Below are 16,899 nucleotides of genomic sequence, written 5' to 3' on the forward strand. Positions count from 1 at the left end.
TGACTCTCACAACGGCTCAGACACTCAGACAACAAGAGGAGAACGCGATGAAATGGAACTTGCTGGGGCTAGCGGCCCTGTGCGCGCTGCCGCTGGCGGCCGCGGCCCAGAAAACCACGGCCGAAGGCATTGCCGAGTACCGCGCCATGCTGGCCGACGGCAACCCGGCCGAACTCTATGAAGCCAAGGGCGAGGGCATCTGGAAGGAAGCCCGTGGCCCCAGGAAGGCCTCGCTCGAGCAGTGCGACCTGGGCAAGGGTCCGGGCGTGGTCAAGGGAGCGTTCGTGGAGCTGCCGCGTTACTTCCCCGACACCAAGCGCGTTCAGGACCTCGAATCGCGCCTGCTGACCTGCATGGAAACCCTGCAGGGCTTCAACGCCGCCGAGATTGCCAAGACCGGCTTTGGCAAGGGCGAGCAGAAGACCCTGGAGTCGCTGGTGGCCTACATCTCCGGCGAATCGCGTGACATGGCATTCAACCTGCCCCAGTCGCACCCCGAGGAAAAGCTGATGTACGAAGTAGGCAAGAAGCTCTTCTACATGCGTGGCGGCCCCTACGACTTTGCCTGTGCCTCCTGCCACGGCGCCGACGACAAGCGCGTGCGCCTGCAAGACCTGCCCAACCTCACCAAGAACCCCGGCGCCGGCAATGGCTTTGGGGCCTGGCCCGCCTACCGCGTGTCCAACGGCACGCTGTGGGGCATGCAGCGCCGCCTGAACGACTGTTACCGCCAGCAGCGCTTCCCGTACCCCGGCTTTGCGTCAGACGCCACCATCGCCCTTGGCGTGTTCATGGGCGTGAACGGCAAGGGCGGCATCTCGACCGCACCGGCGCTCAAGCGTTGAACCCAGCAGGAGCACTCACATGAAAACAACCTACAAGCATCTGGGCCTGACCGCTCTCGCCGTGGCCCTGGCCGGTTGCGCCATGGCGCCCACCTCGCAGCAGGTGGAGGAGGCCACGCAGCGCATCCTGAAGTCGTCGTTCACCGAAAAAGGCATCGCCAAGCTCGACCGCCTGGAACTGGACGAGTCCAACCGCGCCTGCTCCGAATCGCAGGGCGAGCCGCTGGAACCCAAGCTGGCGCAGGCCATCGAGGCGGCCAACCTCAAAACCGTCAAGATGCCCTCCGATGGCAAGTTCCTGGGCGACTGGAAGGCCGGCGAAAAGCTGGCCCAGAACGGCCGTGGCCTGACCTGGACCGACAAGCCCGGCGATGCCAATGGCGGCAGCTGCTACAACTGCCACCAGATCAGCAAGGAAGAGCTGTCATTCGGCTCCATCGGCCCCAGCCTCTACCATTACGGCAAGCTGCGCGGCGTGACCGATCCGTCCTCGCCCGCCAGCAAGCCCATCGTGGAATACACCTGGAGCAAGCTGTGGAACGCCAAGGCGTTCAACGCCTGTTCGGGCATGCCGCGCTTCGGCCATGCAGGTATCCTCGACGAGAGCCAGCTGCGTGACGTGATGGCACTGCTGCTGGACCCCAAGTCGCCGGTCAACCAGTAACCGGATTCTCAAAGCATGAACCTCAGCCGCCGCGAATTCGCGAGCGTGCTGGCGGCGGCCATGGCCTCGGGCTTTCCCCTGGCCAGGCAGGCGTCCGCCCAGCAGGCCGCGCTGACCTACGATGTGCCCCGGTCGGGCAATGTGCACCTGCTGCACATGACCGACTGCCACGCCCAGTTGATGCCGGTGTATTTCCGCGAGCCTTCGGTCAACCTGGGCATCGGCAGCATGCAGGGGCAATGGCCGCACCTGGTCGGTGAGCATCTGCTCAAGGCGGCCGGCTTCCAGGCCGGCTCGCCGCAGGCCCATGCTTTTACCTATCTGGACTTCGAGCGGGCGGCGCGCCAGTACGGCAAGGTGGGCGGCTTTGCCCATCTGGCCACGCTGGTGAAGCGGCTCAGGGCCTCGCGCCCCGGGGCGCTGCTGCTGGACGGCGGCGACACCTGGCAGGGCAGCGCCACCGCGCTGTGGACCGAGGGCCAGGACATGGTCGAGGCCTGCCAGCTGCTGGGCGTGGACGTGATGACCGCGCACTGGGAGTTCACCTATGGCGAGGCCCGGGTCAAGGACATCGTGGACAAGCGGTTGGGCCGCATCGAGTTTCTTGCCCAGAACGTCAAGACACGGGACTTCGAGGACCCGGTGTTCAAGCCCTACACGCTGCGCGAGATGAATGGCGTGCCCGTGGCCATCATCGGCCAGGCTTTTCCCTACACCCCCATCGCCAACCCGGGCTGGATGGTGCCCAACTGGACCTTCGGCATCCAGGAGAAAGAGCTCCAGGCGGTGGTGGACGCGGCCCGCGCCAAGGGCGCGCAGGCCGTGGTGCTGCTCAGCCACAACGGCATGGACGTGGACCTGAAGCTGGCCTCGCGCGTGACCGGGATCGACGCGATCCTGGGCGGCCACACCCATGACGGCGTGCCTGTGCCCGTGGTGGTCAAGAACCCGGGCGGCCAGACGCTGGTGACCAACGCCGGCAGCAACGGCAAGTTCCTGGGCGTGCTTGACCTGGACGTCAGGGGCAAGCGGGTGACCGGCTTCCAGTACCGGCTGCTGCCGGTGTTTGCCGACCTGCTGCCGGCCGACCGCGACATGAGCGCGCTGATCGAGCGGGTGCGTGCGCCTTTCAAGGCCCGGCTCGAGGCCCCTCTGGCCACTACCGAGGGCCTGCTGTACCGGCGTGGCAATTTCAATGGCACCTTCGACCAGGTGATCGTGGACGCGCTGATGGAAGTGCGTGGCGCCGAAATCGCATTCTCGCCTGGCTTCCGCTGGGGCACCTCGCTGCTGCCGGGCCAGACCCTCACCCGCGAGCACCTGATGGACCAGACGGCCATCACCTACCCCTGGACCACGCTGAGCGACCTCTCGGGCGAGACCATCAAGACCATTCTGGAAGACGTGGCCGACAACCTGTTCAACCCCGACCCGTATTACCAGCAGGGCGGGGACATGGTGCGCGTGGGCGGCCTGAGCTACACCTGTGACCCGCTGGCCAGCATGGGCAGCCGCATCCAGGACATGCGGCTCAACGGGCGCCCGTTGGAGGCCGGCAAGACCTACAAGGTGGCCGGCTGGGCCCCCGTGGCCGAGGCCAGCAAGAACGCGGGCCCGCCCATCTGGGATGTCATGGAGACCTGGTTCAGGGCCCATGGGACCATCAAGGCGCCCACCCTCAACACGCCGGCCCTGCCTGGCATGCAGGGCAACCCCGGCCTGGCCTGACATCCGGCCGTCCTGGACACGCGGGCGAACGGTCGTTCGCAGCCGCGCGCTGGTGCCGAGCTTGATTCGGTGGCACAATCACACCTGTACTTAGGCCCCTTCCCCAGCCACAGTCGCATCCGCCAACCGGTTCAGCCGTGCAGCGGAAGGTTTGTCAACCAGCTAATGTTTCCCGCAGGGAAACGGAGGTCAGCGGAATATGAGCGATCAATCGACGCCGTCATCGGCGTCTGTCTACACGTCCTACCAGGGCAACTCCTATCTCTTCGGCGGCAACGCGCCCTATGTCGAGGAGATGTACGAAAACTACCTCGCCAACCCCGGCAGCGTCCCCGACAACTGGCGTTCGTATTTCGACGCGCTGCAGCATGTGCCCGCCACCGACGGCACCGACGCCCGCGACGTTCCCCACCTGCCGGTCATCAATGCCTTCGCCGAGCGCGCCAAGCAGGGCACCACGCGCGTGGTGCAGGCCAGCGGCGCCGACTCCGAACTGGGCCGCAAGCGCACCGCCGTCCAGCAGCTCATCGCAGCTTACCGCAACGTGGGCGCCCGCTGGGCCGACCTGGACCCGCTCAAGCGCGCCGAGCGCCCGGTGATCCCCGAACTGGAGCCCTCGTTCTACGGCTTCAGCGACGCCGACCTCGAGACGGTGTTCAACACCAGCAACACCTTCTTCGGCAAGGAGACCATGTCCTTGCGCGACCTGCTCAATGCCCTGCGCGAGACCTACTGCGGCACCATGGGCGCGGAGTACATGTACACCACCGACCAGAACCACAAGCGCTGGTGGCAGCAGAAGCTGGAGAGTGCCCGCACCAATCCCAGGCTCAATGGCGACCAGAAAAAGCGTGTCCTGGAACGACTCACCGCGGCCGAAGGCCTGGAGCGTTTCCTGCACACCAAATACGTGGGCCAGAAGCGCTTCTCCCTGGAAGGCGGCGAGAGCTTCATCGTGGCCATGGACGAACTGATCAACCTGGCCGGCGCGCGCGGCGTGCAGGAGATCGTGATCGGCATGGCCCACCGCGGCCGGCTCAATGTGCTGGTGAATTCGCTGGGCAAGCTCCCCGCAAGCCTGTTCGCGGAGTTTGACCACACCGCGCCCGAAGACCTGCCCAGCGGCGACGTCAAATACCACCAGGGCTTCAGCTCCGACGTGACCACGCCTGGCGGCCCGGTTCACCTCACGCTGGCGTTCAACCCGTCGCACCTTGAAATCGTCAACCCGGTGGTGGAGGGCTCGGTGCGGGCCCGGATGGACCGCCGCGGCGACCCCATGGGCAAGCAGGTGCTGCCCGTCATCGTGCACGGCGACGCGGCCTTCGCGGGCCAGGGCGTGGTCATGGAAACGCTGGCGCTGGCCGAGACCCGTGGTTACCACACGGGTGGCACGGTGCACATCGTGATCAACAACCAGATCGGTTTCACCACCAGTGACCCGCGCGACAGCCGCTCCACGCTGTACTGCTCCGACATCGTGAAGATGATCGAGGCGCCGGTGCTGCACGTGAACGGCGACGACCCCGAGGCCGTGGTGCTGGCCACCCAGCTGGCGCTGGACTTCCGCATGGAGTTCCAGAAGGACGTGGTGGTCGACATCATCTGCTTCCGCAAGCTGGGCCACAACGAGCAGGACACACCGTCGCTGACCCAGCCGCTGATGTACAAGAAAATCGCGGCCCACCCCGGCACGCGCAAGCTGTACGCCGACAAGCTGGCGGCCCAGGGCTTTGGCGACACGCTGGGCGACGACATGGTCAAGGCCCAGCGCGCGGCCTTCGACGCGGGCAAGAACACCTCCGACCCCGTGCTCACCAACTTCAAGAGCAAGTACGCGGTCGACTGGAGCCCCTACCTGAACAAGAAGTGGACCGATGCGGCCGACACCGCCATTCCGCTGGCCGAGTGGAAGCGCCTGGCCGAGAAGATCACCGTGGTGCCCGAAGGCTTCACCGTGCATCCTCTGGTCAAGAAAGTGCTGGACGACCGCGCCGCCATGGGCCGGGGCGAGAACAACGTGGACTGGGGCATGGGCGAGCACATGGCGTTTGCCTCGCTGGTGGCCAGCGGCTACCCGGTGCGCCTGTCGGGCGAGGACTGCGGGCGTGGCACCTTCACGCACCGTCATGCCGTGCTGCACGACCAGAACCGCGAGAAGTTTGACGTCGGCACCTACACGCCGCTGGAGAACGTGGCCGACAACCAGGCCCCGTTCGTGGTGATCGACTCCATCCTGTCAGAAGAAGCCGTGCTGGCCTTCGAGTACGGCTATGCCTCCAACGATCCCAACACCCTGGTGATCTGGGAAGCGCAGTTCGGCGACTTCGCCAACGGTGCCCAGGTGGTGATTGACCAGTTCATCGCGTCAGGCGAGGTCAAGTGGGGCCGCGTCAATGGCATCACGCTGATGCTGCCGCACGGCTATGAAGGGCAGGGCCCCGAGCACAGCTCGGCGCGGCTGGAGCGCTTCATGCAACTGAGCGCGGACATCAACATGCAGGTGGTTCAGCCCACCACGGCCAGCCAGATTTTCCATGTGCTGCGCCGCCAGATGGTGCGCAACCTGCGCAAGCCGCTGATCATCATGACGCCCAAGTCGCTGCTGCGCAACAAGGACGCGACTTCGCCACTGTCCGAGTTCACCAAGGGCGGCTTCCAGACCGTGATTCCCGAGCACAAGGAAGCGGTCAACAAGAAGGCCGACAAGGTCAAGCGCGTGATTGTCTGTTCGGGCAAGGTCTATTACGACCTGGCCAAGAAGCGCGACGAAAAGGAGATTGACGACGTGGCGATCCTGCGCGTCGAGCAGCTCTACCCGTTCCCGCACAAGGCCTTCTCCGCGGAGCTGCGCAAGTACCCCAACGCGGCCGACATTGTCTGGTGCCAGGACGAACCGCAGAACCAGGGTGCCTGGTTCTTCGTGCAGCACTACATCCACGAGAACATGACCGAGGGCCAGAAGCTGGGCTACTCCGGCCGTGCCGCCTCGGCCTCGCCGGCCGTGGGCTACTCGCACCTGCACCAGGAGCAGCAGAAGAACCTGGTGGACGGCGCGTTCGGCAAGCTCAAGGGCTTTGTGCTCACGAAATAACGGGAATGACCAGGGCCCGGCACTGCCCGGCCCTGTCCTTGCATCAAATTTTTAGGAACAAGAATGGCTATCGTAGAAGTGAAGGTCCCGCAGCTGTCCGAATCAGTGGCCGAGGCGACCATGCTGCAGTGGAAGAAGAAGGCCGGTGAGGCCGTTGCGGTCGATGAAATCCTGATTGAGATCGAGACCGACAAGGTGGTGCTCGAAGTGCCCGCGCCGGCGGCCGGCGTGCTGGCCGAGATCGTGGTGGGCGACGGCGGAACCGTGACCGCCGAGCAACTGATCGCGAAGATCGATACCGACGGCAAGGGCGCCGCCGCGGCGCCGGCCGCGTCTGCCGCACCGGCGCCGGCTGCGGCCCAGCCCGCAGCGGCACCCGCAGCGGCCAGCAGCGGGTCCAAGGCCGGTGTTGCCATGCCGGCCGCCGCCAAGATCATGGCCGACAACAACCTGCCCGCCGGTTCTGTTGCCGGCAGTGGCAAGGACGGCCGCGTGACCAAGGGGGACGCGCTGGGCGCGGTCGCCGCAGGCGGTGCCAGGCCCGCGGCCGCGCCGGCGGTGGCCATTCCCACGGGTGCGCCCAAGACCGCGCTGCCCCGCGTGGCCGGCCCGGCCTCGCCCGACCTGGGCGATCGCCCCGAAGAGCGCGTGCCCATGAGCCGGCTTCGCGCCCGCATCGCCGAGCGCCTGCTGCAGTCCCAGTCCACCAATGCCATCCTGACCACCTTCAACGAGGTCAACATGGCGCCGGTGATGGAGATGCGCAAGAAATTCCAGGACGCGTTCACCAAGGAGCATGGCGTGAAGATCGGCTTCATGAGCTTCTTCGTGAAGGCCGCCGTGCACGCGCTCAAGAAATACCCGGTGATCAACGCGTCGGTGGACGGCAACGACATCGTCTACCACGGCTACTTCGACATCGGCATTGCCGTGGGCTCGCCGCGCGGCCTCGTGGTGCCGATCCTGCGCAACGCCGACCAGATGAGTTTTGCCGACATCGAGAAAAAGATCGCCGAGTTTGGCCAGAAGGCCAAGGACGGCAAGCTGGGCATTGAAGAAATGACCGGTGGCACCTTCTCCATCAGCAATGGCGGCACCTTTGGCTCCATGCTGTCCACGCCCATCATCAACCCGCCGCAGTCGGCCATCCTCGGTGTGCACGCCACCAAGGACCGCGCCGTGGTGGAGGACGGCCAGATCGTCATCCGGCCCATGAACTACCTGGCCATGAGCTACGACCACCGCATCATCGACGGCCGCGAAGCCGTGCTGGGGCTGGTGGCCATGAAGGAGGCGCTGGAAGATCCTTCGCGCCTGCTGTTTGATATTTGATCCACCCCCGAAGCGGCCCCTGGCCGCCTCCCCCTCAAGGGGGCGACACCAGCGGCCCGGCACAGCCGGTTCCGCGGTGTCTCCCGCGAAGGCCCCGTGAAGGGGCCATGGAGAATTGAATGAGTAAAGAATTCGACGTCATCGTCATCGGCGGTGGCCCGGGCGGCTACATCGCCGCCATCCGCGCAGCCCAGCTGGGCTTCAACGTGGCCTGCATCGACGAATGGAAAAACAGCAAGGGCGGCCCGGCACCCGGCGGCACCTGCACCAACGTGGGCTGCATCCCGAGCAAGGCGCTGCTTCAGTCGTCGGAGCATTACGAGCATGCGAGCAAGCACTTTGCCGACCATGGCATCGAGGTCAAGGGCCTGGGCCTGGACCTGGGCAAGATGCTGGCCCGCAAGGACGCGGTGGTCAAGCAGAACAACGATGGCATCCTCTACCTGTTCAAGAAGAACAAGGTCACGTTCTTTCATGGCCGGGGCTCCTTCGCCAAGGCGCTGGACGGTGCCTATGAAATCAAGGTGGCCGGGGCTTCCGAGGAGGTCATCGTCGGCAAGCACATCATCGTCGCCACGGGTTCCAATGCCCGCGAGCTCGCGGGCGCGCCTTTCGACGAGGAAAACATCCTGTCCAATGACGGGGCCTTGCGCATCGGTGGCGTGCCCAAGAAGCTGGGCCTGATCGGCTCGGGCGTCATCGGCCTGGAGATGGGGTCGGTCTGGCGCCGCCTGGGCGCGGAAGTCACGGTGCTGGAAGGCCTGCCCACCTTCCTCGGCGCCGTGGACGAGCAGATCGCCAAGGAAGCCAAGAAGGCGTTCGACAAGCAGGGCCTGAAGATCGAGCTGGGCGTCAAGGTCGGCGAAGTCAAGGCGGGCAAGAAGGGCGTGAGCATTGCCTACACCAATGCCAAGGGCGAAGCCCAGACGCTGGACGTGGACAAGCTCATCGTGTCGATTGGCCGCGTGCCCAACACCACCGGCCTCAACGCCGAAGCGGTGGACCTGAAACTGGACGAGCGCGGCGCCATCGTCGTTGACGGCGAATGCAAGACCAATCTGGCGGGCGTCTGGGCCATCGGTGACGTGGTGCGCGGCCCCATGCTGGCGCACAAGGCCGAGGAAGAAGGCGTGGCCGTGGCCGAGCGCATTGCCGGCCAGCACGGGCATGTCAACTTCAACACCGTGCCCTGGGTGATCTACACCAGCCCCGAGATTGCCTGGGTTGGCCAGACCGAGCAGCAGCTCAAGGCCGAGGGCCGTGCCTACAAGGCCGGCACCTTCCCGTTCCTGGCCAATGGCCGCGCCCGGGCGCTGGGCGACACCACCGGCATGGTCAAGTTCCTGGCCGATGCCATCACCGACGAGATCCTCGGGGTGCACATGGTCGGGCCGCAGGTCAGCGAACTGATCTCCGAGGCCGTGGTGGCCATGGAGTTCAAGGCCAGCAGCGAGGACATCGCGCGCATCTGCCATGCCCATCCGTCGCTGAGCGAAGCCACCAAGGAAGCCGCCCTCGCGGTGGACAAGCGCACGCTGAACTTCTGATGCGCCGCCCGTGACGTCGGTCCGCGCGGTCTACGATGCCGAACTGCTCGCGCGGGGTTACGCCAGTGACCCCGCGCAGTTGCGCGCGGTCCAGGCGCTGGAGCGCTGCGCGGGCGAATGGGCCGCCTTCAAGGAGCAGCGCTCCAATGCCTTCAAGAAGCTGATCAATCGCCCCGAGGTGCCGCGCGGCGTCTACATGTATGGCGGGGTGGGGCGGGGCAAGAGCTTCCTGATGGACTGCTTCTACAACGCCGTGCCGATCGTGCGCAAGACGCGCCTGCACTTTCACGAGTTCATGCGCGAGGTGCACCGCGAACTGGCCGAGTTGCAGGGCACGGTCAACCCGCTGGACGAATTGGGCAAGCGCATGGCGCGGCGCTATCGCCTGGTCTGCTTTGACGAGTTCCATGTTGCGGACATCACCGACGCGATGATCCTGCACCGGCTGCTGGTGGCCCTGTTCGACAACGGGGTGGGATTCGTGACCACCTCCAACTTCAGGCCCGACGACCTTTACCCCAATGGCCTGCACCGCGACCGCATCCTGCCGGCCATCGCGCTGCTGAACCAGCGGCTGGAGGTGGTGAATGTGGATAACGGCACCGACTACCGGCGCCTGACCATGGAGCAGGTGCAGCTGTACCACACGCCACTGGGGCCAGAGGCTGACGCCCGGATGAATGACGCCTTCACCCGGCTGGCCGAGTCACACGACGAAGACCCGGTGCTGCACATCGAGTCCCGGGAAATCAGGGCCCGTCGCAAAGCTGGCGGCGTGGTCTGGTTTGACTTCAAGACGCTGTGCGGTGGTCCGCGCTCGCAGAACGACTACCTCGAAATCGCCACGCAGTTCCACACGGTGCTGCTGTCCGACGTGCCGTACATGCCGGTTCGCATGGCCTCGGAAGCGCGGCGTTTCACCTGGCTGGTGGATGTGCTGTATGACCGGCGGGTCAAGCTGATCATGTCCGCCGAGGTGCCGCCGGAGGCGCTGTACACCGACGGCCCGCTGGCGCATGAGTTTCCGCGCACGGTGTCGCGGCTCAACGAGATGCAATCGGCCGCCTTCCTGGCGCAGGAGCGCCGGCTGGTGGATACTCGCCTGACATGACCCGATTCGTTTTTGCTCTCGTTTTGATAGCATCCTGTGCCGGCCCCGCGTGGACAAGCGGTCAAATTGACACGCCCGCCGGGGCGGACGCGGAGCGCAGCCGGATTGCGGCCGAACGCGCCGCGGCCAACACGCGTTACGAACGGGATGCGGTGGCCTGCCACGCGCGGTTCGCGGTCAATGACTGCCTCAACGAGGCGCGGGCCCGGCGCCGCGAAGCGCTCGCCGACTTGCGCCGGCAGGAGATTTCCCTGAACGATGCCCAGCGGCGGCGCAAGGGAGCGGCGCAGCAGCAGCGCATCGATGAAAAGGCCGCGCAACTGAGCCAGCGGCAGGTCAGCGATGCGCGCTCCCAGTCGCAAAAATCCCGGGAGGCGCGCGAACTCCGGGCCTTGAAGAAGGTTGACAGGCACGCTGGCCCGCCACCGGCTGACGCGGTGGCGTCCGACGACGGGGTAAGACAGGCAGAGCAGGAGGCCGCACGCCAGCAACGGGCCGCTGACGCCAAGGCGCAGGCCCGCAAGCAGCAAGACCATGTGAGAGAAGCGCTGGCGCGCAAGGAGCGGGTCCTGAAGCGCCAGCGGGAGCAGAAAAAGCCCCTGGCCAGGCCGCTGCCGGTTCCGCCCTGAGCAGCCAGGGCCAACCGGCCTTTCAGCTGTCGAGCGGCTCCAGCTTGACGATGACCAGCGACAGGTTGTCGCCACCGCCCCGTCCGCGCGAGCGGGCCTTGTCGATGAGGAATTCGGTGGCTTCCCGGGGCGACAGTGACGACAGCACCGAGCCCAGCTCGTTCGAGCTGAAGTAGTGCCAGACGCCGTCGCTGCAGGCCATCAGCACATCGCCCGGCCGCAGTTGCGGGATCAGGTGAACGTCCATGGGTGGGTCATCGTCGGTTCCCAGGCATCCCATGAGGATGTTGGACTGCGGATGCACATTGGCCTCTTCCTCGGTGATCTCGCCCTTGTCGACCAGGGTCTGGACATAGGAATGGTCCATGGTGCGACGGATCAGCTTGTTGCCATGGAAATGGTAGACCCGCGAGTCGCCGGCATGGACCCAGTGGCAGTCACCGCCTGGATTGATCAGGAAGGCAGCGATGGTGCTGTGGGGCTCCTGCTCCGAGGAGATGGCCGTGAGCTTGATGACGATGTGCGCCTCCTGCACCACCTGCTTGAGCATGGAGGGGGCATCGTCATGGTCGGGGGAGTAGCGTTCGAACAGCTGCTTGGCGGTCATCATGACCTGGTCTGACGCCTTGCGCCCGCCGCTGCGCCCGCCCATGCCATCGGCGACAACCCCCAGCACGCATCCGGTCACGCGCGGGTGACTGATCAGCGCGATCTGGTCTTGCTGGTATTCCCGGTCACCCTTGTGGATGCCGGTGGAAGCGGTGAGTCGGTAGCCTTTGCTCATGTTGGAATCGTTCGGGGCCCGGTGGAAAACGGGTTCCTCGATAAATCTCCCTTAAACACGTATTATCAAGCGAACCTGACGCATTGGCCCGGCGCGGCCTGGAAACAGTTTTCTTGGACTCCAACCTGCATTCTCCCGAACGGCGCCTGATCGAGCTGCGGATCGAGCACGCCGACCTGGACGCCCTGATCGACCGCCTCGGCCATGAAACCCCCGTGGACGAGCTCATGGTGCGGCGGCTCAAGAAGCGCCGTCTCGGGCTGCGCGACCAGATTTCGCGGCTGGAACTCCTGCTCGATCCCAAAGAACCCGCGTGATGCCCCTGGAAGCCATGGTTCGCGAGGCCTTTGCGCCCGCCGGGGTGCTGTCGCGCGCGGCAGACCAGTTCCTGCCGCGTGAAGGCCAGACCGAGATGGCCATGGCGGTCGCCCGCTGCATCAGCGATGGTGGGGCCCTGGTGGTGGAAGCCGGCACGGGCGTGGGCAAGACCTTTTCCTACCTGGTGCCGGCCCTGCTCAGCGGTGAAAGGGTGCTGCTGTCCACCGCCACCAAGACGCTGCAGGACCAGCTTTTCGGACGGGATCTGCCGCGCCTGGTGCAGGCACTGGGCCTGCCGGTGCGGCTGGCGCTGCTCAAGGGACGCGCCAGCTACCTCTGTCTGCACCGCATGGAGTCGGCGCGGCAGGCCGCGGAACCATCGGGCGGCATGGCCGGCGCCTTGCCTGACCGGGCCTCGGTGCGCACCCTGGCCAAGGTCGAGGAATGGGCCAGGGTGACGCGCACGGGGGATATGGCGGAACTGCCCGGGCTGGACGAGCGCTCGCCCGTGATCCCGCTGGTCACGTCCACGCGGGAGAACTGCCTGGGCGCCAACTGCCCGAAATTCCGGGCCTGCCATGTCAATCTCGCGCGGCGCGAGGCGCTGGCGGCCGATGTGGTGGTGATCAATCACCACCTGTTCTTTGCGGACCTCTCGGTGCGCGAGTCGGGCATGGCCGAACTGCTGCCCACGGTGCGGGTGGCCATTTTTGACGAAGCCCACCAGCTCAATGAGACGGGGGTGCAGTTTCTGGGCGTGCAGCTGAGCACGGGCCAGCTCATTGACTTTGGGCGTGACCTGCTGGCCACGGGGCTGCAGCAGGCACGGGGTCTGGCGGACTGGCAGCAGCTCGCTGCCGGGGTGGACCGTGCAGGCCGCGACCTGCGCCTGTGCGTGGGCCGGGTACCCTCCGGCAGCCGGCTGCGCTGGACGGGCCACGCCCCCGACCAGGTGGACCCGGGCCACTGGCAGTCGGGCCTCGAGGCCGTGCTGGTGGCCTGCGAGCAGGCCATGGCTGCCTTGGACACCGTGAGCGAAATTGCACCCGATTTCGTGCGCCTGCATGAGCGGGCGGCCAGCCTGGTGCAACGTACCCGGCGCTTCGGGGAGGCCTGCGAAACCGTTAGCGTGCGCTGGCTGGACGCGGGCCCGCAATTGAGGCTGGTGGAGTCGCCGCTGGACATCGCCCAGGCAGTTCGCACCAGGATGCTGGGCGCGGACGACGCTGCCGGCGCAGGTGAGTCCGGCCGCAGCTGGATCTTCACCTCGGCCACGCTGGGAGATGAACCGAAGCTGCGCTGGTTCACCGAGCCCTGTGGCCTGACCGGGGCGACCGTGCTGCAGGTGGGCAGTCCGTTCGATTACGCCAGCCAGGCTGCCTTGTATGTGCCGCGCGACCTGCCCAAGCCAGCAGATCCCGCGCACAGCGAGGCCGTCGCGCGGCTCGTCGCGCAGGCGGCCCGCTGCCTCGAAGGGCGCACCATGGTGCTGACCACCACCTTGCGCGCGCTGCGTGCGATCGGGGAAGCGCTGCAGGCCCGTTTCCAGGACAGCGGCGAGCTGGAAATCCTGGTCCAGGGCCAGTGGCCCAAGCGCCGTCTGATCGAGCGCTTCAGGCAGGGCGGCACGCAGGGCCAGCCCGGCTGCGTGCTGGTGGCGTCGGCGTCGTTCTGGGAGGGCGTGGACGTGCCCGGTGAGGCGCTGCAGATGGTGGTGATCGACAAGCTGCCCTTTCCGCCGCCCAATGATCCGCTGGTGGAAGCCCGGGCGCAGCGGCTGGAGGCCGAGGGGCGCAGCCCGTTCAATGACTACTTCATCCCGGAGGCGGCCGTGGCCCTCAAGCAGGGGGCGGGCCGGCTGATCCGGCGGGAATCAGACCAGGGGGTGCTGGTGGTGTGCGACACCCGTCTGGCCACCATGGGCTACGGGCGCCGGCTGCTGGCCGCCTTGCCTGCGATGCGCCGACTTCAGTCCGGCGCCGAGCTGGTGGAGGCGCTGCAGGCGCTGGCTACCAGACCTTCCACCATGGATCCGAGCTGGTCTTGAAGCCGCGACTCAGGTAGGTGCTCTTGGGATAGTTGGATTCCAGGACGCGTTTGGCATCATCGCGCAGCTGCGTCATCTTGAGCGCGTCGTACGACAGCACCATGATGTACAGCGCTTCTTCAAGCGCCGGCACGTCGCGGTAGTCGGCCAGCGCCGATTGCGCGCGGTTGATCGCGGCCAGATAGGCGCCGCGGCTGTAGTAGTAGCGCGCCACATGGACTTCGTACTGGGCCAGCGAATTGACGATGTAGGTCATGCGCAGGCGCGCGTCCTGCGTGTAGCGCGAATCAGGGAAGCGGGTGGCCAGCTCCCTGAACGATTCAAAGGATTCCTTGGCGGCCTTCTGGTCGCGTTCGGACAGGTCCTGGCGCGAGATGAAGGAGAACAGGCCAAGGTTGTCGTTGAAATTGACGATGCCCTTGAGGTACAGCGCGTAGTCGAGCGCCGGGCTGGCCGGGTGTAGGCGGATGAAGCGGTCCAGCGTCGAGATGGCCTGGGCCTGTTCACCGGACTTGAAGTAGGCGTAGGCGCGCTCCAGTTGCGCCTGCTGTGCCAGCGGTGTGCCGGCGGCACGACCTTCGAGCTTTTCGAACAGCGGGATCGCCTTGTCGTAGCTGCCGCCATCGAGCTCGGACTTGGCTTCGGCATAAATCTTGTTCGGGCTCCAGCTGGCGGTCGGGTCGTCCGTGGTCGAGGAGCAACCCTGCAACAGCGCCAAACCTGCCAGGGCGAGGCAGGGGACAACCGATAATTTGGCTCGAAGCATCAATGGCAACCTTCTTGGAACAAAGCAAATTCATTATATCGACGGCCCCCTCCGTGCAGGCGGCTGACGAGCCGGCCGAGCTGGGGCCCGAGGCTGAGCTGAGGCCGTTGCTGATCGGCGCGGCGCAGCACGGCGAACGGCTGGACCGCGCGCTGGCGACCCTGGTGCCGGAGTTCTCGCGCAGCTACCTGCAGCAGCTGGTTGCCGCGGGCGCGGTCCGGTTCAAGGGGCTGGCCATCACCAAGCCCTCGCACAAGGTGCGCGCGGGGGAGGCCGGGGAGATCGAACTGCGCCCGACGCCGCAAAGCCAGGCCTTTTTGCCCGAGACCATGGTGCTGGACGTGGTCTACCAGGACGAGCACCTGCGTGTCATCAACAAGCCGGCCGGCCTGGTGGTGCATCCGGCGCCCGGTAACTGGAGCGGCACCCTGCTCAATGGCCTGCTGGGCGACGATCCCGGTGCCCGGTTTTTGCCGCGGGCCGGCATTGTGCACCGGCTCGACAAGGACACCAGCGGCCTCATGGTCGTGGCGCGGACGCGGGCCGCGATGGATGCGCTGGTGGACATGATCGCCCGCCGTGACGTCAGCCGCCAGTACGTGGCGTTGGCGCACGGCCGCTGGCGTGGGCCAACACCCGTTCAGGTCGAGGCGCCGATCGGCCGCGATCCGCGCAACCGGCTGCGCATGGCCGTGGTGGACCTGGAACGCCACGCCGGCAAGGCTGCCAGCACCGGAATCGAGCGGCTGCAGGACGCACCCGAGGGCTGCTGGGTGCGCTGCACCCTGCAGACCGGGCGCACGCACCAGATCCGCGTGCACATGGCGTCCATTGGCCACCCGCTGGTGGCTGACGAACTTTATGGCGGTGCACCCGCCGCTGGCATGCGGCGCCAGGCGCTCCATGCGTTCCGGCTCGCGTTTGCACACCCCATCACCGGGGCGGCCCTGGCGCTGCAGGCGCCGCTGCCGCAGGACCTGGAGGAGGGCTTGCGCGCCTGGGGCCTGCGTTACAATGAGGGCCAATGGCTTGAGAGCCATGCCCCCGGCCCGACCGCGGTGGCCCGCGCCGCGAAACCTGCGGGTTGATCCCGGCGCCGTGCGATGAATCGCCCCTGAATCACCTTTGATTGTTGCGCCTCTGGCGCTTTTCCCGGAACTAGACGATGAATACGGCGGATGCCAAGCGCGTCCTCGAAACCGCGTTGATTTGCTCGCAGCAACCCCTGCCGGTGCGGGAGATGCGCGTGCTGTTCAATGACGAACTGGGCGCCGACACCATCAAGACCCTTCTGAGGGACCTGCAGGACGACTGGGCCCAGCGTGGCGTGGAACTGGTCAGCGTGGCCAGTGGCTGGCGCTTCCAGAGCCGGCCGGCCATGCGTGAATTCTTGGATCGCCTGCATCCCGAGAAGCCCCCGCGCTATACCCGCGCCACGCTCGAGACGCTGGCCATCATCGCCTACCGCCAGCCTGTGACGCGCGGCGACATGGAAGACATCCGGGGCGTGACCATCAATTCGCTGATCCTCAAGCAGCTGGAAGACCGTGGCTGGGTCGAAGTCATCGGCCACCGCGAGGCGGCGGGCCGGCCGGCCCTGTTCGCCACCACGCGCCAGTTCCTGGACGATCTGGGCATTGAGTCGCTGGACCAGTTGCCCGAACTCGACAACCCCGAACAGCAGGCCAGCATGCTGGCAACGCTCCAGGAGGAGGACGCGGCGCAGCCCGGCCTGCCCATGGACCCCGACGCGTCCGAACCTGTCACGACCGACTCCGCGCCGCCCGAACCCGTGACGTCCGAATTGACCTCCCTTCCTGACGAGCCGGTGCCGGCAGAGCCGGATCTGACCGATGAACCCCAAACCGGGACCTGACATGAATCAATCGAACGAGGAAGCCAAGCCTGCGCTGCCCCCGGAAGAGTTTGAGGAAAAAGCCCTTCCAGTGCCCGCGGATCCTGCACAGGCTGCTACAGAATCAGTAGCAGTCGAGGCGGCCTCCGCGGGAGGCGACGAAGGTGGCCGCGATGACG

The 16,899-nt window shown here is 66.3% G+C and carries 14 protein-coding genes; 12 read left to right on the forward strand and 2 right to left on the reverse strand.

Annotated features, from left to right (window positions below):
- Window positions 1-47 precede the first annotated feature (47 nt).
- From soxA to KF796_11400, 8 genes are all read left to right on the forward strand, one after another.
- A complete protein-coding gene (gene soxA / locus KF796_11365; protein MBX3587230.1) occupies window positions 48-845 on the forward strand; it encodes a sulfur oxidation c-type cytochrome SoxA in 798 nt (265 codons plus the stop codon).
- Window positions 846-864: 19 nt separating this feature from the next.
- Window positions 865-1,509, forward strand: coding sequence for a sulfur oxidation c-type cytochrome SoxX (gene soxX, locus KF796_11370; GenBank protein MBX3587231.1), 645 nt, complete (start codon window positions 865-867; stop codon window positions 1,507-1,509).
- Window positions 1,510-1,524: 15 nt separating this feature from the next.
- Entirely contained in the window at window positions 1,525-3,237 is a 1,713-nt protein-coding gene (soxB, locus tag KF796_11375) for a thiosulfohydrolase SoxB (protein MBX3587232.1), read from the forward strand.
- 199 nt (window positions 3,238-3,436) lie between these two features.
- Window positions 3,437-6,331: a 2-oxoglutarate dehydrogenase E1 component gene (locus KF796_11380; GenBank protein ID MBX3587233.1), complete on the forward strand. Its 2,895-nt coding sequence runs from the start codon at window positions 3,437-3,439 to the stop codon at window positions 6,329-6,331.
- A 63-nt stretch (window positions 6,332-6,394) separates the two neighbouring features.
- Window positions 6,395-7,663, forward strand: coding sequence for a 2-oxoglutarate dehydrogenase complex dihydrolipoyllysine-residue succinyltransferase (odhB, locus tag KF796_11385; protein MBX3587234.1), 1,269 nt, complete (start codon window positions 6,395-6,397; stop codon window positions 7,661-7,663).
- A gap of 119 nt (window positions 7,664-7,782) precedes the next feature.
- Window positions 7,783-9,210 carry a dihydrolipoyl dehydrogenase gene (gene lpdA / locus KF796_11390; protein ID MBX3587235.1) on the forward strand — a complete coding sequence of 476 codons (1,428 nt, stop codon included), beginning with the start codon at window positions 7,783-7,785 and terminating at the stop codon, window positions 9,208-9,210.
- 10 nt (window positions 9,211-9,220) lie between these two features.
- Window positions 9,221-10,321: an AFG1 family ATPase gene (locus KF796_11395; protein MBX3587236.1), complete on the forward strand. Its 1,101-nt coding sequence runs from the start codon at window positions 9,221-9,223 to the stop codon at window positions 10,319-10,321.
- The gene (locus KF796_11400; protein ID MBX3587237.1) at window positions 10,318-10,950 is read left to right on the forward strand and encodes a hypothetical protein; all 633 of its coding nucleotides are present in this window, start codon (window positions 10,318-10,320) and stop codon (window positions 10,948-10,950) included. Before KF796_11395 ends, KF796_11400 begins: the two co-directional genes overlap by 4 nt.
- A 22-nt stretch (window positions 10,951-10,972) precedes the next feature.
- Here KF796_11400 and KF796_11405 read toward each other — a convergent pair whose 3' ends face one another.
- Window positions 10,973-11,734 carry a serine/threonine-protein phosphatase gene (locus KF796_11405; protein ID MBX3587238.1) on the reverse strand — a complete coding sequence of 254 codons (762 nt, stop codon included), beginning with the start codon at window positions 11,732-11,734 and terminating at the stop codon, window positions 10,973-10,975.
- A gap of 113 nt (window positions 11,735-11,847) precedes the next feature.
- On the opposite strand from KF796_11405, the gene KF796_11410 reads away from it, so the two are divergent.
- Together KF796_11410 and KF796_11415 are read left to right on the forward strand one after the other, a co-directional pair.
- Complete coding sequence (locus tag KF796_11410; protein MBX3587239.1) at window positions 11,848-12,051, forward strand: YdcH family protein; 204 nt, start codon at window positions 11,848-11,850, stop codon at window positions 12,049-12,051.
- Window positions 12,051-14,099 (forward strand): ATP-dependent DNA helicase, encoded by a 2,049-nt coding sequence (locus KF796_11415; GenBank protein MBX3587240.1) that lies wholly within the window; start codon window positions 12,051-12,053, stop codon window positions 14,097-14,099. Before KF796_11410 ends, KF796_11415 begins: the two co-directional genes overlap by 1 nt.
- Here KF796_11415 and KF796_11420 read toward each other — a convergent pair.
- Window positions 14,062-14,865 carry an outer membrane protein assembly factor BamD gene (locus tag KF796_11420; GenBank protein ID MBX3587241.1) on the reverse strand — a complete coding sequence of 268 codons (804 nt, stop codon included), beginning with the start codon at window positions 14,863-14,865 and terminating at the stop codon, window positions 14,062-14,064. The genes KF796_11415 and KF796_11420 overlap by 38 nt on opposite strands.
- A gap of 2 nt (window positions 14,866-14,867) precedes the next feature.
- Between KF796_11420 and KF796_11425 the strand changes: the two genes are divergently transcribed.
- Together KF796_11425 and scpB are read left to right on the forward strand one after the other, a co-directional pair.
- Complete coding sequence (locus KF796_11425) at window positions 14,868-15,953, forward strand: RluA family pseudouridine synthase (GenBank protein MBX3587242.1); 1,086 nt, start codon at window positions 14,868-14,870, stop codon at window positions 15,951-15,953.
- A 77-nt stretch (window positions 15,954-16,030) separates the two neighbouring features.
- On the forward strand, window positions 16,031-16,741 hold the full coding sequence (gene scpB / locus KF796_11430; GenBank protein MBX3587243.1) for an SMC-Scp complex subunit ScpB: 711 nt from the start codon (window positions 16,031-16,033) through the stop codon (window positions 16,739-16,741).
- Window positions 16,742-16,899: the final 158 nt, after the last annotated feature.

The organism is Ramlibacter sp. (assembly GCA_019635435.1).
Classification (GTDB): domain Bacteria; phylum Pseudomonadota; class Gammaproteobacteria; order Burkholderiales; family Burkholderiaceae_C; genus JAHBZM01.